General features: G+C 68.9%; 26 protein-coding genes and 1 pseudogene. 14 read left to right on the top strand and 13 right to left on the bottom strand.

Features of this window, described 5'->3' with window-relative positions; all coding sequences use genetic code 11:
- Nucleotides 1–258: 258 nt before the first annotated feature.
- The 8 genes and pseudogenes from H4W80_RS47060 (at nucleotide 259) to H4W80_RS47025 (ending at nucleotide 5934) form a co-directional block, all read left to right on the top strand.
- Nucleotides 259–486 carry a TetR family transcriptional regulator gene (locus H4W80_RS47060; protein ID WP_192790994.1) on the top strand — a complete coding sequence of 76 codons (228 nt, stop codon included), beginning with the start codon at nucleotides 259–261 and terminating at the stop codon, nucleotides 484–486.
- A 385-nt stretch (nucleotides 487–871) separates the two neighbouring features.
- Nucleotides 872–1528, top strand: a complete 657-nt coding sequence (radC, locus tag H4W80_RS47055; RefSeq protein WP_192790993.1) for a RadC family protein — start codon at nucleotides 872–874, stop codon at nucleotides 1526–1528.
- A gap of 559 nt (nucleotides 1529–2087) precedes the next feature.
- Nucleotides 2088–2285: pseudogene (locus H4W80_RS64810) on the top strand (transposase); the annotation flags it as partial.
- Between the two features lie 40 nt (nucleotides 2286–2325).
- Nucleotides 2326–2805 (top strand): site-specific integrase, encoded by a 480-nt coding sequence (locus tag H4W80_RS47045; RefSeq protein ID WP_225964049.1) that lies wholly within the window; start codon nucleotides 2326–2328, stop codon nucleotides 2803–2805.
- A 480-nt stretch (nucleotides 2806–3285) separates the two neighbouring features.
- The gene (locus tag H4W80_RS64035) at nucleotides 3286–3762 is read left to right on the top strand and encodes a GntR family transcriptional regulator (protein WP_192790992.1); all 477 of its coding nucleotides are present in this window, start codon (nucleotides 3286–3288) and stop codon (nucleotides 3760–3762) included.
- Between the two features lie 41 nt (nucleotides 3763–3803).
- Complete coding sequence (locus H4W80_RS47035) at nucleotides 3804–4295, top strand: GntR family transcriptional regulator (protein ID WP_192790991.1); 492 nt, start codon at nucleotides 3804–3806, stop codon at nucleotides 4293–4295.
- Between the two features lie 640 nt (nucleotides 4296–4935).
- On the top strand, nucleotides 4936–5424 hold the full coding sequence (locus H4W80_RS64030) for a GntR family transcriptional regulator (protein WP_318787382.1): 489 nt from the start codon (nucleotides 4936–4938) through the stop codon (nucleotides 5422–5424).
- Nucleotides 5425–5463: 39 nt separating this feature from the next.
- The gene (locus tag H4W80_RS47025) at nucleotides 5464–5934 is read left to right on the top strand and encodes a GntR family transcriptional regulator (RefSeq protein ID WP_192790990.1); all 471 of its coding nucleotides are present in this window, start codon (nucleotides 5464–5466) and stop codon (nucleotides 5932–5934) included.
- Here the strand turns inward: H4W80_RS47025 and H4W80_RS47020 are convergent.
- The 3 genes from H4W80_RS47020 to H4W80_RS47010 are packed head-to-tail and all read right to left on the bottom strand — an operon-like array spanning nucleotide 5898 to nucleotide 8275.
- Entirely contained in the window at nucleotides 5898–6326 is a 429-nt protein-coding gene (locus tag H4W80_RS47020; RefSeq protein WP_192790989.1) for an ASCH domain-containing protein, read from the bottom strand. The genes H4W80_RS47025 and H4W80_RS47020 overlap by 37 nt on opposite strands.
- 10 nt (nucleotides 6327–6336) lie before the next feature.
- A complete protein-coding gene (locus tag H4W80_RS47015) occupies nucleotides 6337–7359 on the bottom strand; it encodes a hypothetical protein (RefSeq protein WP_192790988.1) in 1023 nt (340 codons plus the stop codon).
- A gap of 46 nt (nucleotides 7360–7405) precedes the next feature.
- Complete coding sequence (locus H4W80_RS47010; RefSeq protein WP_225964048.1) at nucleotides 7406–8275, bottom strand: DMT family transporter; 870 nt, start codon at nucleotides 8273–8275, stop codon at nucleotides 7406–7408.
- 52 nt (nucleotides 8276–8327) lie between these two features.
- On the opposite strand from H4W80_RS47010, the gene H4W80_RS47005 reads away from it, so the two are divergent.
- From H4W80_RS47005 to H4W80_RS46985, 5 genes are all read left to right on the top strand, one after another.
- Nucleotides 8328–9734, top strand: coding sequence for an aminotransferase-like domain-containing protein (locus H4W80_RS47005; RefSeq protein WP_192790986.1), 1407 nt, complete (start codon nucleotides 8328–8330; stop codon nucleotides 9732–9734).
- Between the two features lie 118 nt (nucleotides 9735–9852).
- Nucleotides 9853–10461: a GNAT family N-acetyltransferase gene (locus H4W80_RS47000; RefSeq protein ID WP_192790985.1), complete on the top strand. Its 609-nt coding sequence runs from the start codon at nucleotides 9853–9855 to the stop codon at nucleotides 10459–10461.
- Nucleotides 10462–10477: 16 nt separating this feature from the next.
- Nucleotides 10478–11353, top strand: a complete 876-nt coding sequence (locus tag H4W80_RS46995) for a 1,4-dihydroxy-2-naphthoate polyprenyltransferase (protein WP_192790984.1) — start codon at nucleotides 10478–10480, stop codon at nucleotides 11351–11353.
- A 10-nt stretch (nucleotides 11354–11363) separates the two neighbouring features.
- The gene (locus H4W80_RS46990; protein ID WP_192790983.1) at nucleotides 11364–12371 is read left to right on the top strand and encodes an adenosine deaminase; all 1008 of its coding nucleotides are present in this window, start codon (nucleotides 11364–11366) and stop codon (nucleotides 12369–12371) included.
- A gap of 11 nt (nucleotides 12372–12382) precedes the next feature.
- Nucleotides 12383–13174 carry an AAC(3) family N-acetyltransferase gene (locus tag H4W80_RS46985; RefSeq protein WP_192790982.1) on the top strand — a complete coding sequence of 264 codons (792 nt, stop codon included), beginning with the start codon at nucleotides 12383–12385 and terminating at the stop codon, nucleotides 13172–13174.
- A gap of 75 nt (nucleotides 13175–13249) precedes the next feature.
- Here the strand turns inward: H4W80_RS46985 and H4W80_RS46980 are convergent, their stop codons facing one another.
- The 6 genes from H4W80_RS46980 to H4W80_RS46955 all read right to left on the bottom strand — a co-directional run bounded on the left by H4W80_RS46980 (nucleotide 13250) and on the right by H4W80_RS46955 (nucleotide 20115).
- Complete coding sequence (locus tag H4W80_RS46980) at nucleotides 13250–13723, bottom strand: GNAT family N-acetyltransferase (RefSeq protein WP_192790981.1); 474 nt, start codon at nucleotides 13721–13723, stop codon at nucleotides 13250–13252.
- A gap of 162 nt (nucleotides 13724–13885) precedes the next feature.
- Nucleotides 13886–14623, bottom strand: a complete 738-nt coding sequence (gene dapB, locus H4W80_RS46975) for a 4-hydroxy-tetrahydrodipicolinate reductase (protein ID WP_318787381.1) — start codon at nucleotides 14621–14623, stop codon at nucleotides 13886–13888.
- A gap of 70 nt (nucleotides 14624–14693) precedes the next feature.
- On the bottom strand, nucleotides 14694–16007 hold the full coding sequence (locus tag H4W80_RS46970) for a M16 family metallopeptidase (protein WP_192790979.1): 1314 nt from the start codon (nucleotides 16005–16007) through the stop codon (nucleotides 14694–14696).
- A gap of 64 nt (nucleotides 16008–16071) precedes the next feature.
- Nucleotides 16072–18414 carry a polyribonucleotide nucleotidyltransferase gene (locus H4W80_RS46965; RefSeq protein ID WP_192790978.1) on the bottom strand — a complete coding sequence of 781 codons (2343 nt, stop codon included), beginning with the start codon at nucleotides 18412–18414 and terminating at the stop codon, nucleotides 16072–16074.
- A 304-nt stretch (nucleotides 18415–18718) separates the two neighbouring features.
- Nucleotides 18719–18988: a 30S ribosomal protein S15 gene (gene rpsO / locus H4W80_RS46960; RefSeq protein WP_185071789.1), complete on the bottom strand. Its 270-nt coding sequence runs from the start codon at nucleotides 18986–18988 to the stop codon at nucleotides 18719–18721.
- Nucleotides 18989–19188: 200 nt separating this feature from the next.
- Entirely contained in the window at nucleotides 19189–20115 is a 927-nt protein-coding gene (locus H4W80_RS46955) for a bifunctional riboflavin kinase/FAD synthetase (RefSeq protein ID WP_192790977.1), read from the bottom strand.
- Nucleotides 20116–20197: 82 nt separating this feature from the next.
- Between H4W80_RS46955 and H4W80_RS46950 the strand changes: the two genes are divergently transcribed.
- Nucleotides 20198–21217 (top strand): TRM11 family SAM-dependent methyltransferase, encoded by a 1020-nt coding sequence (locus H4W80_RS46950; RefSeq protein WP_192790976.1) that lies wholly within the window; start codon nucleotides 20198–20200, stop codon nucleotides 21215–21217.
- A gap of 25 nt (nucleotides 21218–21242) precedes the next feature.
- Here the strand turns inward: H4W80_RS46950 and truB are convergent, their stop codons facing one another.
- The 4 genes from truB to H4W80_RS46930 are packed head-to-tail and all read right to left on the bottom strand — an operon-like array spanning nucleotide 21243 to nucleotide 23940.
- Entirely contained in the window at nucleotides 21243–22115 is an 873-nt protein-coding gene (truB, locus tag H4W80_RS46945; protein ID WP_192790975.1) for a tRNA pseudouridine(55) synthase TruB, read from the bottom strand.
- A complete protein-coding gene (locus H4W80_RS46940; RefSeq protein ID WP_192790974.1) occupies nucleotides 22097–23152 on the bottom strand; it encodes a DHH family phosphoesterase in 1056 nt (351 codons plus the stop codon). Before H4W80_RS46940 ends, truB begins: the two co-directional genes overlap by 19 nt.
- Nucleotides 23149–23604 carry a 30S ribosome-binding factor RbfA gene (gene rbfA, locus H4W80_RS46935; protein ID WP_192790973.1) on the bottom strand — a complete coding sequence of 152 codons (456 nt, stop codon included), beginning with the start codon at nucleotides 23602–23604 and terminating at the stop codon, nucleotides 23149–23151. The genes H4W80_RS46940 and rbfA overlap by 4 nt, the downstream gene beginning before the upstream one ends.
- A gap of 39 nt (nucleotides 23605–23643) precedes the next feature.
- Entirely contained in the window at nucleotides 23644–23940 is a 297-nt protein-coding gene (locus tag H4W80_RS46930) for a DUF503 domain-containing protein (protein ID WP_192790972.1), read from the bottom strand.
- Between the last annotated feature and the right edge of the window lie 33 nt (nucleotides 23941–23973).

Genomic DNA, 23973 nt, shown 5'->3' with positions numbered 1-23973 from the left:
TACGAATTCTGTGCCCGCGGTGGGAGTGGACCGCCAGCAGGTGCACACGCCGGGCTCGTCTGCAGTGCGAACGGCATCCCGCCCCCACGGGCGTGGACATCATCCGACCTCCGCGACGGAGCAGGTGATGGTAGGCGCTCAGTGAACCGGCGCAGGCGTTGAGGATCGCATCGAAGTCCGGTCTATCGTGAGCCGCATGGTCGCTCAGGTAGGCGGAGGCGAGATCTCGGGCCGCACTACGCGTTCACGGCGCCGGCGGTGACCTTGATGCTCCCTGGCCTGGCCGAGTTGAAGCACGCGACTGCCCACACCGTCGCCGGCGCCACCGTGGGCGAGATCACCGAGCGAGCGGTGATGAGCCGCGCCGCTTTTTATCGGAATTATCGCGATAAATATCACCTCATGGAGAAAATCCTCAACGAGGCCATAGAGGCACTACTGGGCAGTATGGGGGATGACGACGAACCATCCCCGGTCGAACGCTGAGCGCGTCCTGCCAGCATGTCGCCGAACATCAGCGTTTGTACGGTGCATTGCTCGGCGAGAAGGGTAGCCCGTGGTTCGCGGCGAGGATGCCGTCTTCGCGCTCGAACATGGTCGCCCAGCACCTGGACCCGCTCCCTCGTCGAGTGGCCTGGTGGCGGGATGTTCGCACAGGCGATCACGTGGGGCTGGAGAACGGGCGGCCGATGTCACCGTACGAAATCGCCACCCAGACGGGACGAGGCGGTCGCCCCGGCCTTGATCACCGAGGCCGACCGCGCGCCGGACTGACACCTTTCCCCCATCCGGCGGCAAACGCCGGATTCCGGTAAAAGCGCAGGTCAGAGATTGTCGGTGCGCGCTGATACAACGGTCGCGGAGGTTGCCGATGCGAGTCAAAGATCTGCCCAAGAGCGACCGGCCACGCGAACGGCTCATGTCCAGCGGCGCCGCCGCGCTGGCGGACCGCGAGCTGCTGGCCGTGCTGCTCGGCTCGGGATTTCGCGGGTCGAGTGCCCTGGATCTGGCCAGCCAGGTGATCAAGCACTGCGGAGATCTCGATGGCCTCCGCCGTTCGGACCCGCATCGGTTACTCGCCGTGCCCGGGATAGGCCCCGCCAAGGCCGCGCGAGTCGCCGCGGCCTTTCATCTCGTACGCCGTGCGGACGCGTGGCCGGAGCGCGAGCGGATCACCAGCACCTCCGACCTCGCCAATCACTGCGCCCCGCTGCTCCGGGGCCGCAAACAGGAGCGGCTCGTCCTGGTGGTGTGCGACACCCGTGGCAGGGTGCTGAAGCATTCGATCCTGACCGAAGGCGCGTCCGACCACACAGTGGTGCCGATCCGGGAGGTGATCACGGAGGTGCTCACCGCGAGCGGGGCCCTGTTCGGCCTCGCCCACAACCACCCGGCCGGCTCCCTCGAACCGAGCCGATCCGACCTCGAGGCCACGGCCCAGCTCGTCCGGGCTGCCGAGACGGTGGGGCTACGACTGCTCGACCACCTGATCATCACGGACGCCGCCTGGCGGCGAATCCCTACATAAATCGATTCCTCTAGGGACCATAAACCCACCGAACACCAAAGGGAATCATCCTGTGTATAGCGCCGAACTGCAGTTTTCCAAGTGACGGCCATGAGAATCTAATACCGCGGGTAGGCCGTTACGGACGTCAGCCGGCCATTACTCGCAGCGGCATGGTCCCTTGCCTCCGGAGGGCTCGGGGCCATGCCCGTCACTCGCACCGATCCCAGGCGAAGCCCGGCGCCCTTCGGCGGGCGTTCGGGCAGGCGCGTCGCCTGGGGTCGCAAGGTGCGCCCCCGATGGCTCCTGCGTGTGCCATCACCTAGGGTGTCCGGTTCGCGCGCTCGGCGGCCAAAGCGCGAACCGGACACCTGTCCACTCTCCCGATGCCTGTGGCAGGCGACCGGAGCCCCATCCGTAGGGCGTGGAGCGACGGACGAGGCCATCCCGCACGGCATTTTCGACCTGAGCGCCGATAGCGGCCAGGTCAACGTCGGCACTGCACCACGACACCGCCGCGTTCGCCGTGGAATCCATCCGCCGCACCGCCGACGTCCTGGATGCCTGATCACCGACGTCCTTGGAGGCCAGGCTGCGTGCCCATCCCGACGTGCAGGTGGTATGCCGGGACGGCTCAGGGGCCTACGCCGAAGCGATCCGCCGCGCGCTGCCGGATGCCATCCAGGTCGCTGCCCGGTGGCACCTGTGGCACAACTTCGGTGAGGCCGTCCTGAAAGAGGTGGCAGGGCATAGCGCCTGCTGGGCCAAGGCCGGACCCCCTGCAGGACGGCAAGCGTGCGCAGATCACACGAGTGCATATGGCGGCCGCCCGCCCGGTGCTGTTCCAGCGCAGGTTCGGCGCCGAGAGCCGGGCGATCAGTCACGGGACGATCCGCAAGATGATCCAGGCAGCCCTGGCCGACACCGGCCTGATCGATCCGATCGATGGCAGGCCACTGAACTACACGCCCCACGACTTCCGCAGACTGTTCATCACCGATGCCATCCTCAATGGCCTGCCACCGCATATCGCCCAAGTGATCGCCGGGCACCGCGACATCAACGTCACGATGGGCTACAAGGCGATCTATCCCGAGGAATCGATCCAGGCACACCTGGCATTCCTTGCCCGGCCCCGCAGCCTGCGCCCAGCGAGGAATATCGGCTTCCGACCGCCGAGGAATGGGAGGAGTTCCTCGGCCACTTCGAGCGGCGCAAGCCGTGGTGGACCTTCCAAGCCCCACCATCCGTCGCGAGCACTGACTCCTTGGATCAGAACCCTCCAAGATCGACAATAGGTTCAGAGAATCCGCCACCGCATCCTCTTGGCCTAACTCTCCGTCATCGCCTAAGACAGACCGAGCCGTTGTTCCTACAGCCCCGTCCAGCAGGCTGGTCCAGGTAGCCAGCGCCCTTGCGTGAGTGGTCCAGGGGCTTTCGTGGATCACCGTCTTCTGGCGAAGGCGACGAGTCCGGCGGATGAAGAACTGGCCGCCGCTCTGGCACAGCTCGTAGAACGTCGGCATACAAGCGCACGTGTAGTCCCGGACTCGCACACGTGCGGCGTGGGGCGACGCGGGATTCCAGCTGATGACCACGTGACCGGGCAGTGGGTCCGGGACATGGACGGAAATCTCACAGCAGGGCCAGTCGAGGGGCTTGGACATGGCTTCAGCATAACGTCTGGTTGTCTCCTCTCGTCTAGTAGGTAGGGGTGATCTGTCTATAAAGACAGAACGATATGGGAGGTCTTGCGCCTGTTGGTCTAAGTTGCAGGCGTGCTCGACTATGACGGGGACACCCACATCTACCTCCAGATCGCCGAGATCCTTCGGCAACGAGTCTCCGGTCTCGCATCCGGGCACCCGGTGCCGAGCGAGGCGGACATTCAGCAGGAGTTCGGCGTCGCAAGGACCACTGCCCGGCGGGCGGTGCACGTACTTCGCGAGGAAGGGCTCATCTACACCGTTCAGGGCGAAGGGACCTTTGTCGGCGGGCCAGACGAAGCGCCTCGTAAGCAGCGGAAAGTCCCTCTGTACCAACAGATCGCAACGGACATCGCCGAGCAGATCAAGGAGGGACGTTTCTTGCCGCGGCGCTCCATACCGGGTGAGTCGGCGTTGGTGGAGCAGTACGACGTGGCCCGGGAGACCGTGCGACGCGCCATGGCGCTCCTGCGGGAGCAAGGGTGGATCTACACGGTCGCGCAGCGAGGCAGTTACGTGTCGCCGAAGGAGTCGTGGCCCCAGGCCTGACTGTGCTCGCCTGCTTGTATCCAGACGTCTACGCTGTGGGCATGCTCGACCGCGACGGGCCGGTCCCGATCTACGTCCAGATTGCCGACGCGATCCAGGAGCAGATCGACGGCGGGCGGCTGAGAGCCGGCGAGGCCGTGCCGAGCGAGGCGGCGCTGGAGGCGAGGTTCGGTGTCGCGCGATCAACCGCACGTAACGTTGTCCGGGAGCTGCGCCAGCGTCGTCTTGTCCACACCGTTCAAGGTGAAGGCACTTTTGTCGGGCCTACCGGCATTCCTCGGATAAAGCCGAAGAGGGCTCTCTATCTGGACATCGCTCATGATATTGCCGGGAAAATCAGGCGCGGTAAGCTCCGGCCGAACTGTTTGATAGCGAGCGATGCGACCTTGATGCTGCGGCATGGGGTTGCCAAGGTCACGGTCCGGAAGGCCATTGCTCATCTCAGGGAGCAGGGCTGGGTGTTCACCGTCCCTTATAGAGGGACTTATGTGAATGAGCCTGAGAAGTGGCCCGTGCGCGAGAGCGCCCGATAGCCGATCCCACCGCCCCTCTTCGGCAATGTCGACCGGATGCCTATTGTGGTGGCTCTGCGTGCTCCTCCGCTGCGCGCTTGGGTAAGTGCGGCGTCTCACTGGGCGGGGGAGGTCGCCGGAGCCTGTGTGGACCCAGTGAGTGATGTCGGGGCGGGGGGCGGGCCGATGTGACGGCGACCGAGGGAATCGATCTTCGCTCCTACGAGGGCGGCCAGGGGAAGGGATCTTCTCCCCCGGCTGCCCGCCCGAGTCGCAGTGGCTGACCGTAAGCCCTGCGCCAGCGAGCGCCTACTGTCGGTAAGCCCCCTTACCGGCGAGTTCCCACTACCGCTGAATCTCCACTACTGGTAAGTGCCGCTACCGGTGAGTGCGCGCTGACAGTGAGTCGCCGTGGCTCAGTTGAGTTCCTTCGATTCCATGGGAGTGCGATCCCGAGTCGTCGGTTTTCTGTTGATGGGCGGGTAAGGCGATGCGTGGCGACTCGGGAGGACACGGCAGCCGGCCCGTCGACGGGACGTAACCCTCGGATAGCTGTCGGTTCTCGCTTCATACCGGGTCCGTATGTTTAGAGCACGTATCCACCCTTCCACTAGACGTTTTCCTTGTGCAGGTCTGTACGGTTTCGTCTACGATCCGTACCGTGTTAGATCGCGAAGGGCCCGTGCCTATCTACAAGCAGGTCGCCGACCTCGTGCGCGATCAGATCGAGCGGGGTGAACTCAAAGCCGGCGATCCTGTGCCCAGTGAGGCGACGCTCGAGAAGGATTACGACATCGCGCGCACCACGGCCCGGCGGGTGGCTCGGGAACTGCGCGAGCAGGGACTGGCGCACACCATTCAGGGTGAGGGGACGTTCGTCGGCCGGCCGGGGACGCCGCGCTCGCCCAGGAAGGTGCCGCTGTATCAGCAGATCTCCACGGAGGTCTCCGCGCGAATCGTCCAGGGCGAGATCTCGCCGAACCGGGCCATTCCCGGCGAGAAAGTGATGATGCGGCAATACGGCGTCGCCAAGGTGACGGTGCGGCAGGCGGTGGCGCATCTCAGGGAGCAGGGATGGGTGTTCACCGTCCCTTATAGGGGCACTTTTGTGAATGAGCCGGAAAAGTGGCCCAGGAATAGGGATTCTTAATCACCCTCTTATGTCAGGCTGCTTGTATATCATCGAGACGTGTTGGATCGCTCGGGTGACACGTACCTCTATCTTCAGATCAGCGAAGTCCTCAAGTCACGCATAACCGGCGGACTCTCCCCGGGGGATCTCGTGATCAGCGAGGCGGGGATCCAGCGGGAGTTCCGGGTGGCCCGGACCACCGCGCGCCGGGCGATTCGGGTGCTGCGCAACCAAGGGCTGGTCCACACTCGCCAGGGCGAGGGCACGTTCGTCAGCTCCCCCGGCGAAGGGGCCGAGCAGATTCCGCTCTACCGGCAGATCGCCGACGAGCTCAGGGCAAGCATCCAGGCCGGCGAGCTGCCCGCGCACCGGCCGCTGCCGCGCGAGGTGACGCTGGTGCGCCAGTACGGCGCCGCCCGTGAGACCGTACGGCGGGCCATAGCGCTGCTGCGGGAGCAGGGATGGGTGTTCACCATCCCGCACCGCGGCAGTTACGTCGCGCCCGAGGAGCGCCGGCCGCCTTCCTGATCCACGACGCGAAACCACAGGCACACCACCGTGGTCGAGTCGTCCACCTCGTAGCCCTGGCTTTTCCAGTAGCGGCGGTGGCCCTCGCGCCAGTGCTCCACCGAGCGGAAACCCTCGCCTTCGGCCTGGGCGAACTCCCAGGTGACCGCCGCGAACGGGGTCAGCTCCACCCGCGTCATCTCTATCTCGGCCACCCGCGCACCCGTGTCGTCCACGAGGACCAGGCGCTCGCCGACGTGCTCCACCTCCTCGCCCTCGGCGTGGTAGTCGAGGGGCAGCAGACCGGCCGTGGCCGTTTTCTCGCCCGCCAGAGCAAGGTCGGTCAACTCGGTACGGAACTCGCCGGGCGTGCCCAACTCCAGAACCCTGAGTCCGTCGATGCGTGGCCACATAGGACGCATATTAGAAGACCGGGATGATGTCCTCCGGATCGATGAAGTCCACCTCCACGCCTTCCAGGTCCAGCTCGGGAATGGCGGGGAAGGCGATGCCCCAGCGTTCCACGATCGCGCGGATCCGGGCCATGGCCACGCGCCAGTTCTCCGCCTGCTCCTCGTACGACAGCACGCCCAGCCCCGCCTGCCTGGCGTGGTCCATGAGAACGCGATGGTTGGGCAGGAAGTACGGCGGCAAGTCCCAGAAACCCCCGGGCGGCTCCCACAGAATCATGCTGAGGAACACGAAGCCCGCTCTGAGCTGGCGGGTGATGAGGGTGCGGGTCTCGTCGGTGAGCCCCGGCCATTCGTTCTCCAGAATGGTCATGCAGATTTGCAGATGACGGGACTCGTCCCTGCCTATTCGCTGGAACATCTCGCTGAAGACCGGATGATGAGTGCCCGACGACATTCCTCTGAACAGCGTCGAGGCCGCCATTTCCCCCATCATGAAGCTGGTGAAGAGGACCGGCAGCGAATATTTGCCGACGGCGGAGTTGTAGCCGGTCCAGTAGCGACCGCCATTGTGGTAGAGCCAGCCGATGTTGTTGTGGGCGGCCCTTTCGAGATCGTCAGACGGGGTCCAGTCGAGCGGGCCGCCGGGCCACAGTTTGGCGATGGTGCGCTGGCAGCATTCCTCGTGGTTCATCTCGTCACGGGTGATCGAGAAGAAGCACTTCCTGACCGGGTCCTCCTCGTGCTTTTCGAAGGCCTGGATCGTGGCGCGGGCGAACACCGCCGGGCCCGAGGCGTCGAAGTTCGCCAGGACCGCGAACCAGTACATGATTCCCAGCCGCTGCTCCCGGGTGAAGTCGTCCGGGTCCAGGCCGTCCCAGGGCAGGTCGGCCGGGTTCCAGACCACGCGCTTGGACTTTTCGTAGATCGCGGCGAGCTTCTCGGTCTCTACCCGCCACTCCATGGGATAGATGTTGGGCTGCGGGATCTCCGGCGCGGGCCAGAAGCCGCCCTCTGGGATCGTGAGGTCCGCCATTGTTGTGACACCTCCTCCCCCATCCTGCGTGCAGGCGTCACGCCTTTCAAGTACGGGCACGCTGAGTGACGGCCACGCACACGAGCACGGCCAGCGCGGCGGCCACCGTGGCCGGACCGAACCGCTCCCCCAGCAGGAACCAGGCCCAGAGCAGGGTGAGGAGCGGCTGGGTGAGCTGCGTCTGCCCGGCCCTGGCGATGCCGCCGCGCGCCAGGCCCGCGTACCAGGGGATGAAACCGAGGAACATCGAGATCAGCGACACGTACGCGAAGCCCGCCAGCGCGTGGGGGGTCGGGGTGATGGGCGTGAGCAGGGCCAGCGCGACGGTCACGGGGACGGTGAGGGGCAGCGAGAGGACGAGGGTGTGGGAGATGACCTGCCAGCCCGGGGTCCGCCTGGACAGCCGACCGCCCTCCGTGTAGCCGATCGCGGCCGACAGCAGGGCGCCCACCATGAGCAGGTCGGGCCAGGTGGGTGTGCCCTGGTTCTGGGTGAGGGTGAAGGCCGTGATGGCCAGGGCGCCCGCCGCGCAGGCCACCCAGAACAGGAGACGGGGACGTTCTCCCGCCCTGAGGACGGCGCAGGCGGCGGTGGCGGCCGGGAGGAGGGCGACCACGACGGCGGCGTGCGACGTGCTGGCGCCCAGGGCCAGGGCCAGGCCGCTGAAGACGGGAAACCCGAAGACCACGCCCAGGGAGATGAGACCGTACGCCGGCCAGTCGCGCCTTTCCGGAATTATGGCGATTTTTGCGGCTTTAAGGCAGGTCAGGGCAATAAATCCGGCTATGGCGGCGCGTCCGATTGCCACGAGCCATGGGTGGAAGCCTTCCATCGCGAAGACGGTGGCGGGGAGGGAGCCGGAGAAGGCCAGAACGCCCAGGAAAGCCAGGGAGGTGCCCTGCGCGGCGCGATCCATGACGGGAGGGAGTGCTACTCCGTCAGGAGCAGTAGCGCTATTCTGTCTCTTCATGGACAACGATAGCAGTATCGCCCAGATCGCCGCGATACTGCGCGAAGAGGCCGGCCGGTTGGGCCCCGGGGCTCGGCTGCCGTCCAGCCGGGAGATCATGCGGCGGCACAACGTCTCCCCCGTCACCGTGTCCAGGGCCATCGGGCAGCTGGCCGCCGAGGGCAGGGTGGTCGCGCGGCCCGGCAGCGGGGTGTTCGTGACCCCTCAGGTGGCCGCCGCGCAGGAGGCGGTCGATCTCTCGTGGCAGACCGTGGCGCTCGGGGACCGGGTGGTCGACGAGGAGCCCGTGGCGACTTTGCTGGGGGCGGCGGCCGACGGGGTCGTGCCCCTCACCGGCGGGTATCTGCCGGCGGGCCTGCGGCCTGACAAGCAGCTGGGGGCCGCGGCGGCGCGGGCGGTGCGCAGGCCGGACGCGTGGGCCATGCCGCCCCTGGCGGGGCTTCAGGAGCTGCGCAGGTGGTTCGCGAGGCAGACCGGGGGCGACGTGACCGCCGCCGACGCGCTGATCGTGAGCGGCGGGCAGGCGGCGCTCACTCATGCGTTCCGGGCGCTGGCGGCTCCGGGCACGCCGGTGCTGGTCGAGACGCCCACCTACCCGGGCGCGCTCGCGGCGGCCAGGGCGGCGGGGCTGCGGCCCACGGCCGTGCCCGTCGACCGGGACGGCGTACGCCCTGAGCTGCTGGCCGAGGCGTTCGCCGTCACGGGGGCAAGGGTCTTCTTCTGCCAGCCCACCCTGCAGAACCCGACGGGGGCCACCCTGCCGGTGGAGCGCAGGGAGCAGGTGCTGCAGGTGGCCAGGGCGGCGGGGGCGTTCGTGGTCGAGGACGACTTCGCGCGCTACCTGACCGAGCAGGCGCCGGCGTCCCTGGCCTCCATGGACCAGCACGGCACCGTCGTCCACGTGAGATCGCTGACGAAGATCCTGTCGCCGAGCATGCGGGTCGCGGCCGTGATCGCCAGAGGGCCCGCCGGGCACCGGCTGCGGGCGAGCCAGCTCGTGGAGTCGTTCTTCGTGGCGCGGCCGCTGCAGGAGACGGCGCTGGAGTTCGTGGGGTCGCCGGCCTGGCAGCGACATCTGGCGGCGGTGCACAGCGAGATCAGGACCAGGCGCGACGCCCTCGCGGCCGCGCTGGCCACCCACCTGCCGCAGGCGGAGGTGCACCTGCTGCCCATCGGCGGGATGCACCTGTGGGTGCGCCTGCCCGCCGAGGTCGACGAGAACGCGCTGGTCGAGGCGGCCAGGCGGAACGGCGCGCTGGTGAGTCCCGGCAGGCTGTACTACCCGTCGGAGCCGCCGGGGCCGAGGATCCGGGTGACGCACATCGCCGCCGCCCATCTGGCCGAGTTGCACGAAGGGGTACGGCGACTCGCCCGGGCGGCGGCCGAGGTGACCCGGACCGGCTGATGAAGCTCTGGGCGAGATCGGCGGCGAAGAGGGGTTCGCGTCGTCTCCAAGGGTCAAACACCGATACGGTGTAACTCGTGCCTTGTGGCATGGACGGCAGGCGAAGGAGCGGGCCGAGATGGCAGACGTAGGCGTCCGGGCGGCCCGGCGCGAGGATGTGCTCCAGGTTGCGAATTGTCAGATCCGCGCCTGGCGTTACGGCTATCGGGATTTCCTCCCCGAGGGGCCACTCGAGCAGATGACAGGCGCGGCGGCCGAGAAGATGTGGCTGCGCCAGTGGGACGAGGCGATCGTGGCCCCGCCCACCCCCAGGCACCGGGTCCTGGTGGCGGTGGAGACCATCCTCGACACCGAGGGCTTTCCCGCCCTCGGCGCGGGCGGCAGCGCCGCCCTGACCACCCCCCGGGGTGGCGAACGCGTGGTGGGGCTGGCCTCCCACGCTCCCGCCGAGGATCCCGACCTGGATCCCACCGTGGTGGCCGAGATGCTGACGCTGCTGGTCGACCCCGATTTCGTACGCCGGGGCCACGGCAGCCGGCTGCTCAACGCGACCGTCGACTACCTGCGTGAGGACGGCTTCCGGCAGATCGTCACCTGGGTGTTCGCCGACAACTACGCGGTGCTGGGCTTCCTGGAGTCGGCCGGCTGGGGCGAGGACATGGCCGAACGCGTGCTCGACATGGGCCGTCCGATCCGGATGATCAGGCTCACGACGGACATCAGCTAGAGGACGAACGACAGACATGGCAACCCCTGCCCAGTGGATCGCGGGCGCCCGCCCGCGCACTCTCCCCAACGCCGTCGTGCCCGTCATGGTGGGCACGGGCGTGGCGATCGGCGAGGGCGGCTTCGTGTGGTGGCGGGCGGTGCTGGCGCTGCTGGTGGCGCTGTCGCTGCAGATCGGCGTCAACTACGCCAACGACTACAGCGACGGCGTCCGCGGCACCGACGACCAGCGGGTCGGCCCGATGCGGCTGGTGGGCTCGCGCGCGGCGAGCCCGCGTGACGTGCTGGTGGCCGCGCTGGGCTGCTTCGCGGTCGCGGCGGTGCTGGGGCTGATCCTGGTCGTCGTCACGCGGGCGTGGTGGATCCTGCTGGTGGGAGCGGCGTGCATCGCCGCCGCCTGGTTCTACACCGGCGGCAAGCGCCCGTACGGCTACCGCGGGCTGGGCGAGATCGCCGTGTTCGTCTTCTTCGGGGTCGTCCCCGTGGTGGGCACGGCATATGTGCAGACCGAGTCGCTGAGCTGGCCGGCGTTCTTCGCCTCGATCCCGGTGGGGCTGCTCTCGTGCTCGATGCTCGTGGTCAACAACCTGCGCGACGTCGGCACGGACGGCCAGGCCGGCAAGCGCACGCTGGCCGTGGTGCTGGGGGCCGAGCGCACCCGCGCGCTCTATGTGGCCTGCCAGGTGGTGCCGTTCGTGGTGGCGCTGGCGATGGTCGCGGTGACGCCGTGGGCCGCGCTCGTGCTGCTGGCCGCGCCGCTGGCGGTCAGCCCGATCAGGACCGTGCTGGGCAAGGCCGTGGGCCCCGCGCTGATCGCGGTGCTGCAGCAGACGGGCAAGCTGCAGATGGCGTACGGGCTCCTGTTCGCCGTGGGGCTGGCGATCGTCTTCTAAGCTTGGGCCTGTGAAGGACTTCATCGCGGGGCTGCCCAAGTGCGAGCTGCATCTGCACATCGAGGGCACGCTGGAGCCCGAGCTCAAGTTCGAGCTGGCCGGGCGCAACGGCCTGGAGCTGCCGTACTCGTCCGTCGAGGAGATGCGTGCGGCCTACGCCTTCGACAGCCTGCCGTCGTTCCTCACGGTCTACTACGAGGGCATGCAGGTCCTGCGCACCGAGCCCGACTTCTACGACCTGGCCATGGCCTACCTGAGCAAGGCCGCCGAGCAGAACGTCCGCTACGCCGAGATCTTCTTCGACCCGCAGGCCCACACCTCGCGCGGCGTGCCGTTCGACGTGGTGATCCGCGGGCTGCGGCGGGCGCTGATGGACGCGGAGGCGCGGCTCGGGGTGCGGGCGCAGCTCATCATGTGCTTCCTGCGTGACTTCCAGGCCGAATACGCGATGGCGACGCTGCTGGAGTCGCTGCCGTACAAGGAGTGGATCGTGGGCGTCGGGCTCGACTCCGACGAGAAGGGCAACCCGCCGGTCAAGTTCGCGGCGGTGTACGAGCGTGCCAGGCAGGAGGGCTATCTCCTGACCATGCACTGCGACGTCGACCAGGAAAACTCGATCGAGCACATTCGCCAGGCCGTCGAGGACATCGGCGTCAACCGCATCGACCACGGCGTCAACATCCTGGAGGACCAGCGGCTCGTGGAGGTCGTCCTGGAGCGAGGCATGGGGCTGACCTGCTGCCCGATCTCCAACGGCTACGTCACCGACTCGATGAAGGCCGAGGGCATCCGCAGGCTGATGGACCTGGGCGTGCGCGTGACGATCAACTCCGACGACCCCGCCTATTTCGCGGGTTACGTGGGGGAAAACCTCGAGGCGCTGCAGGGCGCGCTCCAGCTGAACCGCGAGGAGCTGGCCCGGCTCGAACGCAACGCCTTCGAGATCACCTGGCTCCCCCGGCACCTCAAGGACGCCTACCTGGCCGAGGTGGACGCCTACCTCGCCGCCGCCGGCTGACGCCGTTCCCCATGGTGAATCATGCCCGTCTGAGGCGGGATTTCGCCGCTCTGGGCGTCGAGCCGGGGCAGGTGGTGCTGCTGCACTCCTCGCTCAGCAGCATCGGCCGGGTCGAGGGCGGGGAGCACACCGTGGTCGCCGCGCTCAGGGAGTCGCTGGGGCCGGACGGCACGCTCACGGTGCCCACCGGCACCTCGGCCAACTCCGACACCTCCCCCGCCTACCGGGCCGCCGTGGCCGGGATGACGGCCGAGGAGGCCGAGGCCTTCCGGTCGAGGATGCCCGCCTACGACCCCGGCTCCACCCCGTCCGTACGGATGGGCCGGATCCCCGAGTGCGTACGCACCTCGCCGGACGCCCGTCGCAGCGCCCACCCGCAGACGTCCTTCGCCGCGGTGGGCCCGCAGGCGGCGCGCATCACCGGCGACCACGCCCGCGACTGTCTCCTGGGCGAGCGGTCCCCGCTGGCCAGGCTCTACGAGGCCGGCGCCCTCGTCCTGCTGCTCGGTGTCGGCTACGACAAGTGCACCGCGTTTCACCTGGCCGAATACCGCTACCGCCCGGATCCGCCGCGCCGCGGCTACCGCGCGGTGGTGGACGACGGGGAGGGGCGGGCGTGGTGCGAGTTCGAGGACGTGCAGGTGGACGACAGCGACTTCGCGCGGCTGGGGGCCGACTTCGAGCGGGCCGGTGACGTACGGTGTGGCCCGGTCGGCGCGGCGCGGGGCCGGTTGTTCCCGCTGGTCGCCGCCGTCGACTACGCCGCCGCCTGGTTCGCCGCCAACCGCGCGCCACGCCCCTGACCAGAGCGGCAGGGAAGCGCCACACTCCCGAGCACGGCGGCCCCTGACGACGGCATCCCTGATCACGGCTCCCGGCTAGTGGCGCATCACCACGCGGGGCGCGATCTCGATCCCCAGCTCCCGCTCGTGCTCCACCAGCGCGCGCAGCTCCGGGCCCCAGTCCTCCTCGGCCAGCACCGAGAAGCCGTGCCGTGTGTACCACGGCGCGTTCCAGGGCACGTCGCGGTAGGTCGTCAGCGTCACGGCCGGCGCCCCGGCGGCCCGCGCGTGGTCGAGCACCGCCGCGACCAGCCGCCCGCCGATGCCCTGGCGCATGTGGCCGGGATGCACGGCGAGCTGCTCCAGATGCAGGTTGCCGTCCACCCATCCGATCAGCGCGAACCCCGTCGGCGGCGTGCCCTCGACCAGCACCCTGAGGGGGTCGCCGACCTCTTCGATCATGGTGGTGCCGGGCGGGAAAACGATGTCCACCTGCTCGAAGAGCTTGTCCGCCGCCAGCTCGATCGCGGTCAGCCCGGGGAGCTCACCTGCCTCGGCCCATCGCACCATGCCGACACGATCTCATGGTGGAGCCGGATCCCGCCGCTCATATTTTAATGTTGATGATCGTAAGGCCCGGCTGTGCGGAGCCGGGGCCCCTCTCCTCACGACGTGCCCACGACCGTACGGTTGTGGGCACGTCGTGTGCGGCCCCTGCCGAGGCCGGGAAGGTCAGAGGTCGAGGAGCGGTTCGAGGCCCACGGTGAGGCCGGGGAGCTCGCGTACGCGGCGCACCCCGAGCAGCACGCCCGGCGTGAACGACGCCCTGGTCATCGTGTCGTGCCGGATGGTGAGGATCTCGCCCTCACCGCCCAGCAGCACCTCCTGGTGCGCGATGAGGCCGGACAGCCGCACGGCGTGCACGTGGACGCCCCCGACGTCGGCCCCGCGGGCGCCGTCGAGCGCGGTGCTCGTGGCGTCGGGCATCGGGCCGACCCCCGCCTTGGCGCGCGCCTCGGAGACCAGCTCCGCCGTGCGGCGGGCCGTGCCGGACGGCGCGTCGGCCTTGTTGGGGTGGTGCAGCTCGACGATCTCGACCGACTCGAAGTAGCGGGCCGCCTGCTGCGCGAAGTGCATCATGAGCACGGCCGCGATGCCGAAGTTGGGCGCGATAAGGCAGTGGGCGCCCGGCGACTCGGCCAGCCAGCCGCGCACGGTCTCCAGCCGCCCCTCGTCGAACCCGGTCGTGCCCACCACCGGGTGGATGCCGTGCCGGATCGCCCATTCGAGGTTGCCCATGACGACATCGGGATGGGTGAAGTCGACCACCACCTCGGCGCCTTCGAGCCCTTCGATGGGGTCGTCCTTGTCGATCGCGGCCACCAGCTCCATGTCGGAGGCCGCCTCGACCGCCTTGCACACCTCGACGCCGACGCGCCCACGGGCGCCCAGTACACCAACCCTGATCACAGGGCCAACCCTATACCAGCGGGAAAACCCGCCCATGGGACCGCAGGGGACCCATGTGGCGGGTTCGTCCTCACGGGCGGACGGCCTCGGTGAAGTCCTTGTCACCGTACGGGCCGATCACGGCGAGCGTGAGCGGCCGCTTGAGCACGTCCCGCGCCACCTCGTCGATCTCGTCGGGAGTGACCGCCTCGATGCGTGCCAGCACCTCGTCCACCGACATCAGCTCGTCGTAGACGAGCTCGTTCTTGCCGATGCGCGACATGCGCGAGCCGGTGTCCTCCAGGCCGAGCACGAGCCCGCCGCGCATCTGCCCCTTGCCGCGCATGATCTCGTCGGCGCTCAGGCCGTCGGCCACCACCCTGGACACCTCGTCCCGGCAGATCTTGAGCACGTCGTCGATCTTCGACGGCAGGCAGCCCACGTAGATCCCGAACTGGCCGGTGTCGGCGTAGGCGGAGGTGTAGCTGTAGGCGGAGTAGGCCAGGCCGCGCTTCTCCCTGATCTCCTGGAAGAGGCGGGACGACATGCCGCCGCCCAGGGCCGCGTTGAGCACGCCCAGCGCGAACCTGCGGTCGTCCGTACGGGACAGGCCGGTCGTGCCGAGCACCAGGTTGGCCTGCTCGGTCGGCCGGTCGAGCACCCGCACGCCGGAGCGCAGCTCGGCCCCGGGACCGCTGGTGCGCGGCGGCGCGAACTCGGCCGGGCCGCCCAGCGCGCCCGCCCGCTCGTACGCCCTGGTGACCAGCTCGACGACCTCTTCGTGCCGGATGTTGCCCGCGACGGACACGACCGTGCGGCGGGGCCGGTAGTAGCGGTGGTAGTACTCGGCGATCCGCTCGCGCCCGAGGGCGTTGATCGACTCGACCGTGCCCAGGATGGGCCGGCCGATGGCCGAGTCGCCGTAGAGCGCGGCGGCGAACTGCTCGTGCACCACGTCAGAAGGGTCGTCGTCGTGCATGGCGATCTCTTCGAGGATCACGCCGCGCTCGGACTCGACGTCCTCCTCGGTGACCAGCGAGCTGGTCACCACGTCGGCCAGCACGTCGACCGCGATCTGCAGGTCCTCGTCGAGCACGCGCGCGTAGTAGCACGTGTACTCCTTGGCGGTGAAGGCGTTGATCTCACCGCCGATGCCCTCGATGGAGGCGGAGATCTCCATGGCGTCGCGCGTGGGGGTGCCCTTGAACAGCAGGTGTTCGAGGAAGTGGGTGGCCCCCATGTGCTCGGGGGCCTCGTCACGCGAGCCGATGCCGACCCACATGCCGACCGCGACGCTACGCACGGTCGGCATGGTCTCGGTCACCACGCGCAGCCCACCTGGGAGGACGGTGCGCCTCACCACCCCGGCCCCGTCCCGGCCGGGATGCAACGTGGTGGTGCTCACGGGGCCTCCTTCGTCGGCCCCGTGAGCAGCGTGCTGCGTTTGATGGTTCCCTCGCTTCGCTCGCTCACGAGTTCCGGTCGTCCCCGTCGGCGTTGCTGCCGCGGGTGCGGACGCGGGTGCGGGTGCGGCGGGGGCGCTCCGACTTCTCCTCGGCGGCCTCCTCGGCCTGCGGGGCCTCGGTGTCGTCGCCACCCTCGGCGGGCGCGGCGGCTGCCTTCGCCTCCTTCTCCGCGGCCTCCTTCTCGATGACCTCGACGGGCACCAGCGAGAGCTTGCCCCGGGCGTCGATCTCGGCGATCTCGACCTGGATCTTCTCGCCGACGCTCATGACGTCCTCGACGTTCTCGATGCGCTTGCCGCCGTGCAGCTTGCGGATCTGGGAGACGTGCAGCAGGCCGTCCTTGCCGGGCAGGAGCGAGACGAACGCGCCGAAGGCCGCGATCTTGACGACCGTGCCGATGTAGCGCTCACCGACCTCCGGCATGTGCGGGTTGGCGATGGCGTTGATCGCCGAACGGGCCGCCTCGGCCGACGGGCCGTCGGTGGCGCCGATGTAGATCGTGCCGTCGTCCTCGATGGTGATCTCGGCGCCCGTGTCGTCCTGGATCTGGTTGATCATCTTGCCCTTCGGGCCGATGACCTCGCCGATCTTGTCGACCGGGACCTTGATGGTGATGATGCGCGGCGCGGTCGGGTTCATCTCCGCCGGAGAGTTGATCGCCTCCTGCATCACGTCGAGGATCGCCAGGCGCGCGCCCTTGGCCTGCTTGAGCGCGCCCGCGAGCACGCTCGCGGGGATGCCGTCGAGCTTGGTGTCGAGCTGCAGGGCGGTGATGACGTCCTTGGTGCCGGCGACCTTGAAGTCCATGTCGCCCATGGCGTCCTCGGCGCCGAGGATGTCGGTCAGGGTGACGTACGTGTCGCCCTCGCCGATCAGGCCCATCGCGATGCCCGCGACCATCTCCTTGAGCGGCACGCCCGCGTCCAGCAGCGCCATCGTGGAGGCGCAGACCGAGCCCATCGAGGTGGAGCCGTTGGAGCCGAGCGCCTCGGAGACCTGGCGGATGGCGTACGGGAACTCCTCGCGGGTCGGGAGCACCGGGATCAGCGCCCGCTCGGCCAGCGCGCCGTGACCGATCTCGCGGCGCTTGGGCGAGCCCACCCGACCGGTCTCACCGGTGGAGTAGGGCGGGAAGTTGTAGTTGTGCATGTAGCGCTTGGTCCGCTCAGGGTTGAGCGTGTCGATGACCTGCTCCATGCGCAGCATGTTGAGCGTGGTGATGCCCAGGATCTGGGTCTCGCCGCGCTCGAACAGCGCCGAGCCGTGCACGCGGGGCACCACGTGGACCTCGGCCGACAGGGCGCGGATGTCCTTGGTGCCGCGGCCGTCGATGCGAATGCCCTCGTTGACGACCCGCTCGCGCATGAGCTTCTTCATCACCGAGCGGAACGCGGCGGAGATCTCCTTCTCGCGCCCCTCGAACTCGGGCAGGAGCTTCTCGGCGGCCAGCGCCTTGACCTTGTCCAGCTCGTTCTCGCGCTCCTGCTTGCCCGCGATGGTCAGCGCGGCGGCCAGCTCCGTCTTCACCGCGGCCTCGACCGCGGCGTAGACGTCCTCCTGGTAGTCGAGGAAGACCGGGTATTCGGCCGTCTCCTTGGCCGCGACCTGCGCGATGCGCGACTGGGCCTCGCACAGCACCTTGATGAACGGCTTGGCGGCGTCCAGGCCCTGCGCGACGGTCTCCTCGGTGGGCGCGACGGCCCCCTCGGCGACCAGCTTCAGCGTGTCCCTGGTGGACTCGGCCTCGACCATCATGATCGCGACGTCGCCGTCCTGGAGCACGCGGCCCGCGACGACCATGTCGAACGTGGCCCGCTCCAGCTCGTGGTGCGTCGGGAACGCCACCCACTGGCCGTCGATCAGCGCGACGCGCACGCCGCCGATCGGGCCGGAGAACGGCAGCCCGGCGAGCTGGGTGGACAGCGACGCGGCGTTGATCGCCACCACGTCGTAGAGGTGGTCGGGGTTGAGCGCCATCACCGTGGCGACGACCTGGATCTCGTTGCGCAGGCCCTTGACGAACGACGGGCGCAGCGGCCGGTCGATCAGGCGGCAGGTGAGGATCGCGTCCTCGGAGGGACGGCCCTCACGCCGGAAGAACGAGCCGGGGATGCGGCCCGCGGCGTACATGCGCTCTTCGACGTCGACGGTGAGCGGGAAGAAGTCGAAGTTCTCCTTCGGGGACTTCGACGCGGTGGTGGCTGAGAGCACCATCGTGTCGTTGTCGAGGTAGGCGACGGCGGAGCCAGCCGCCTGGCGCGCGAGACGGCCGGTTTCGAACCGGATCGTACGCGTGCCGAAAGAGCCGTTGTCTATGACGGCTTCAGCGGTGTGGACACCCTCCACGGGGGACCTCCTTGTGGTCGGTCTCCCGCGCCCTTTTTCTCACCGGCACCCTCGTTAGGTGCAGCGCCGGTCTTCGATCGAAGCGCCCGGTCTCATTTCACTGACAAATTCCTACCGGAAGCCACTACCGAGGACCGGCCCGCAGGCGTCGCGGGTCGCATGGTGCTGAACGGACGCGGGGGCTGTGTGTCTCGGATCTTCAGTTGTTGGTCAGGTGTGACAACGTATCCACATCGCCACATATCCGACCATATGGCTCTACCCATATGAGAAGGGAGCGGCGCGTTCGCCGCTCCCTTTCATGCTATCGGCGCAGGCCGAGCCGCTCGATGAGCGAGCGGTAGCGCTGGATGTCGACCTTCTGCAGGTACTTCAGCAGGCGACGCCGGCGACCGACGAGCAGAAGCAGGCCACGACGGCTGTGGTGGTCGTGCTTGTGCGTCTTCAGGTGCTCGGTGAGCTCGCTGATGCGCTTGCTCAGCAGTGCGATCTGCACCTCGGGCGACCCGGTGTCGCCTTCGGCCGTCGCGTATTCTCCGATGATGGACTTCTTGGCAGCGGTGTCGAGGGACACGGCTCTCCTTTGAGCTACGGGCACGCGCGAACGGTGATAAAAGATGCGAACGACCGTGCGTGCCTACAGTCGCCGCGTGAAGGCCGTCATGGGCAGCGCGCAGCGGCGCCGCTACTGAGCCGACATGCAAGGTTACCACTTCACGCGCTGTGCTCGGACGCTCCTTTCCGGGCTTCATCCGCGTCGCGATTTCGCGGGTTTCAGCTCGTGAGCCGGCGGGCGGCGTCGACATCGGCGTGAATCTGCTCGATCAGCGCCTCGATCGAGTCGAATCGCGTGTTGCCGCGCAGCCGGGCGCGGAATTCGACCGCGACGTGCACCCCGTAAAGCTCGAGATCATCCCGGTCCAGCGCATATGCCTCGACCGTCCGCGGCACTCCCTCGAAGGTCGGATTCGTGCCGACCGAGATCGCCGCCGGCCACCGCTCCCCCTGGTAGAGCGCGGGCAGGTTGGCCATCGGCACGCACTCCAGCCATCCCGCGTAGACCCCGTCGGCCGGGATGGCGGTGTGCTGGGGGGTCTCGACGTTCGCCGTCGGGAAGCCGAGCTGGCGTCCGCGCTGGTAGCCGCGTACGACCACGCCCTCCACCCGGTGCGGCCGCCCGAGCTGCTCACCGGCGCCCTCGACGTCGCCCGCGACGATCCGCTCGCGGATCGAGGCCGAGGAGACGGCGTCGAGCAGGGGCACGGCCTCCACCTCGAAGTCGTACTTGTCGCCCAGCGTCCGCAAAGTCTCGACGTCGCCGCCGGCCTCGTGGCCGAACCGGAAGTCCTCGCCCACCACGACGACGCCCGCCGCCAGCCGCTCGGCCAGCACGGCCTGGACGAAGTCGTCCGGGCTCGTCCGCGACAGGTCGAGCGTGAACTCCACCACGTCGATCTCGTCCACCCCCAGCCCGGCCAGCAGCTCGGCCCTGCGCCGGGGGCTGGTGAGCCGCAGCGGATGCGTCCCGGGCCGCACGACCTCGTCGGGGTGCGGCTCGAACGTGACGGCCACGCCGCGCAGCCCCCGCTCGCGGGCGATGGCGACAGCGCGCTCGACCACCCGCCGGTGCCCGCGGTGGACCCCGTCGTACACGCCGATGGTGACGACAGACCTTCCCGAACCCTGCACGCTAGGCCCCATTCGCTCGTGGCGGATCAATCCCCCACAAGCCTGCCACGCGCGTCACCGTTCGCTCCAATCGAGGGCGATAGGATCGGGCATCATGCCTCGTTACGCGCTTCTGATCCTGCCTGCCTTCAACCGGGTCTACGGAGAGAGCTCCATCCGGCTGACCAGGAGTGAGCTGGCGGTCTTCAGCACGTACGGCCTGGACGGGAAGATCCTGGCCAGCGAGGAGACCACCATCGGCGGCGTGCCGTACGTGACGTTCGAGACCTCCGAGCCGCTGACGCAGCCGGACATTTCTCTTTTGTCGAATCTTTCCTCGGTTTATGCGATTTTCGGGGTTGAAGGGGAGCTGCTCCGGCCGCTCTCCATGTCGTCGCTGGATCGGCTGAGCAGCGACCTGATCACCATCCAGAAATACGCCGGCAAGACCAACGAGCACTTCACCAAGCTGCTGCTCAACGTCACCCTGCTGGCCGGGGCCAAGGGGCTGGGCGAGCGGCTGTCGGTCTTCGACCCGCTGTGCGGGCGCGGCACGACGCTCAACCAGGCCCTCATGTACGGCTACGACGCCTACGGGCTCGACGTCGACGGCAAGGACTTCGAGGCGTACGCCGGGTTCATCAAGACCTGGCTGCGCAACAAGCGGCTCAAGCACACCGCGGAGACCGTGCCGGTGCGGCGCGAGCGGGCCCTGGCCGGGCGGCGGCTCAACGTCACGTTCGGGCTGTCGAAGGAGGCGGTCAAGGCCGGCGACGTGCAGCACCTGGCCGTCGTCAACGCCGACACCCTCAAGAGCAGGGACTTCTTCAAGCCGCGGTCGTTCGACGCCCTGGTGACCGACACCCCGTACGGCGTCCAGCACGGCAGCAAGGGCGGCGGCGGCCTGTCCCGCAGCCCGATGGAGCTGCTGCGGCAGGCCGTGCCCGTCTGGGCCGAGCTGCTGCGCCCCGGCGGAGCCATGGGCATCTCGTGGAACACCTACGGCGGCAAGAGCGCGGAGCTGGCCCAGATCCTCGACGGGGCGGGGCTGCAGGTGATGGACTACCCGGACTTCGAGCACTGGGTCGACCAGGCGATCGTCCGCGACATCATCGTCGCCCGCAAGCCCGCGTAGCCCCTTACGAGGCCCTCAGAGGGGGCTAGGAGACGAAGACGGCGAGGGGTTTGGCCACTCGGCCGTGCTCCTCCACCAGGGCCAGCAGCTCGCCCTCAGGCCCGAACACGCCGATCGGCCCCTCGCCCAGCCCGGCGGCCGCCAGCCGCCCCCCGTGCCCGATGACGCGCGCCTCCTCGGCCGTCACGTCGCGGCGCGGGAACGCCGCCGCCACCGCCTCGCCGATGGGCAGGATCACGCACTCCTCGGTGAGCTGGTCCATGGTCCTGGCCAGCGACAGGCCGTAGGGGCCCACGCGGGTGCGCCGCAGCGCCGTCAGATGCCCTCCGACCCCGAGCGCCGCGCCCAGGTCGCGGGCCAGCGCCCGGATGTAGGTGCCGCTGGAGCAGGTCACGACCGCGTCCACATCCACGACGTCGTCGTGCGCCCGGATGTCGAGCACCTCGAACGAGCGCACGGTGACGGGCCGGGCCCGCAGCTCGACCTCTTCGCCGGCGCGGGCCATCTTGTAGGCGCGCTGCCCGTTGACCTTGATGGCGCTCACCTGCGGCGGGACCTGCATGATCTCCCCGGTGAGCGCCGCGACGCCCTTGTGGATCTCGGCCGCCGTGACGCCGGACGCCGGGGCCGTGGCGGTGACCTCGCCCTCGGCGTCGTCGGTGTTGGTGCTCACGCCGAGCCTGATCGTGGCCTCGTACACCTTCTCGGTCAGCGTCAGGTGGCCGAGCAGCCTGGTGGCCTTCTCCACGCCGACCACCAGCACGCCCGTCGCCATCGGGTCGAGCGTGCCCGCGTGCCCCACGCGGCGGGTGCCCGCGATGCGCCGCATCTTGGCCACCACGTCGTGGGACGTCCACTCGCCCGGCTTGTCGACGATGATCAGCCCGCTCTCCGCCATCCAACCTTCCCAAGTTCGCGCCGGAAGGCGTCCATGGTCGCCTCCACGGTCTCGTGCGAGGTGTAACCGGCCGCGTTGTGGTGCCCGCCACCGCCCAGGGCCGCACACGCGGCCCCGACGTCGGCGTTGCCCTTGGAACGGGTGGACACCTGCCAGTCGCCCTGGTCGTCCTCCTTGAGCACGACCGCGACCTCGGCCTCGTCCGTGCGCCGGACGATGTCGATGATGCCTTCGAGCTCCGCGTACGGGAGCCCGTGCGCGGCCCGGTCGACCCGCGTCACGTACGTCCAGACCAGCCCGTCCTCCAGCGCCGCCCGGTCGAGGGCGGCGGCCAGCACCTTGAGGTAGCCGAACGGGGAACGGTCCCACAGCTCGCGGGCGATCTCGTCGGTGCGCAGCCCGGTCGCCACGAGCCTGGCCGCCATCTGGTGCACGGCGGGCGTGGTCGAGGAGTGCCGGAACGACCCCGTGTCGGTCACCAGGCCGGTGTAGAGGCAGACGGCGATGTCGCGGTCGAGCCGCCCGCCGAGCCGGTACATCAGCTGCTCGGCCAGCACGGCCGTCGCGGCGGCCGTGGAGTCGATGAGGCTGAGCGTGCCGAACCCCTCGTTGGACGGGTGATGGTCGACGACGATGACCTCGCGGGCCCTGGCGGTGTTCTCGCGCAGGAGCCCGAGGCGTTCGAACGTCGAGACGTCGAAGGTGATCATCAGCTCCGGCGCCGCGGGATAGTCCTGCGGCGGCACCAGCATGTCCTGGCCGGGCAGGAAGCGCAGCAGCCGCGGCACCACGAAGTGGTGGTCGCCGAACGACGCGACGACCCGCTTGCCCATCGCCCGCAGCACGAACCCCACGGCCAGCATCGACCCGAGGGCGTCGCCGTCGGGCGTCACGTGACAGGCCAGCGCGATCTCGTCGGCCCGGCCGATCAGCCGCAGGGCCCGGTCCCATGCGGCCTCGGGGATCGCCCCGCCGGCGACCGTACGGGGGTCCGCACGGAACGGGCGATCCGCTCTGTCGCGCACGTCGGGGGTCACGCCTGGTCGTCCTCGCCCAGGTCCGCTTCGCCCTCCTCGGGCTTGCGGTAAGGGTCGGCCTCGCCGGCGTAGGAGGCGGTCTCGGCCCGGCGCGCCACCTCCGCGTCCCGGGACCGGGCGGCGGTGATCAGGTCGTCGAGGTGACGCGCGGAGTCGGGCAGCGGGTCGTGCTTGAACGTCAGCGTCGGGGCGAAGCGCACGCCGGTCTGGCGGCCCACCTCGGAGCGGATGATCCCCTTGGCGCTCTCGAGGGCGGCCGCGCTGTCGGACCGCTCGGCCTCGGAGCCGTACACCGTGTAGAACACGGTCGCCTCGCGCAGGTCGGCGGTGACGCGCGTGTCGGTCACGGTGACGAAGCCCAGGCGCGGATCCTTGATCCGGCGCTCCAGCATCTCGGCGACGATCTGCTGGATGCGGTCGGCGAGCTTCCGCGCTCGTGCGGCATCCACCATGTTCGCTCCCCCTCACGCACGACCTGGCCGTGCAGTCGTTCAATCTTCGTCGTTGTAGAGCCGGTGCCTGGCCGACAGCAGCTCGATCTCCGGGCGGAAGGCCACCATCCGCTCGCAGGCGTCCATGATCTCGTTGCAGTTACCCGCAGAGGAGGAAACTACCGCGACGCCGACCTCGGCCCTGCGGTGCAGGTCGAGATGGCCGGTCTCGGCCACCGCGATGCTGGGATAACGGCGCTGCAGCTCGGCGATCAGCGGCCGCACGACAGAGCGCTTCTGCTTCAGCGACCTGACGTCGCCCAGCAGGATGTCCAGGGTCAGAGCACCCACATACATCGTTGGTCACCACCGCTTGTCCTCGTGTGGTGA

The organism is Nonomuraea angiospora (assembly GCF_014873145.1).
Lineage (GTDB): Bacteria > Actinomycetota > Actinomycetes > Streptosporangiales > Streptosporangiaceae > Nonomuraea > Nonomuraea angiospora.
The sequence above is the reverse complement of the archived record's forward strand: the minus strand, read 5'-3'. Positions and strand labels throughout refer to the sequence as shown.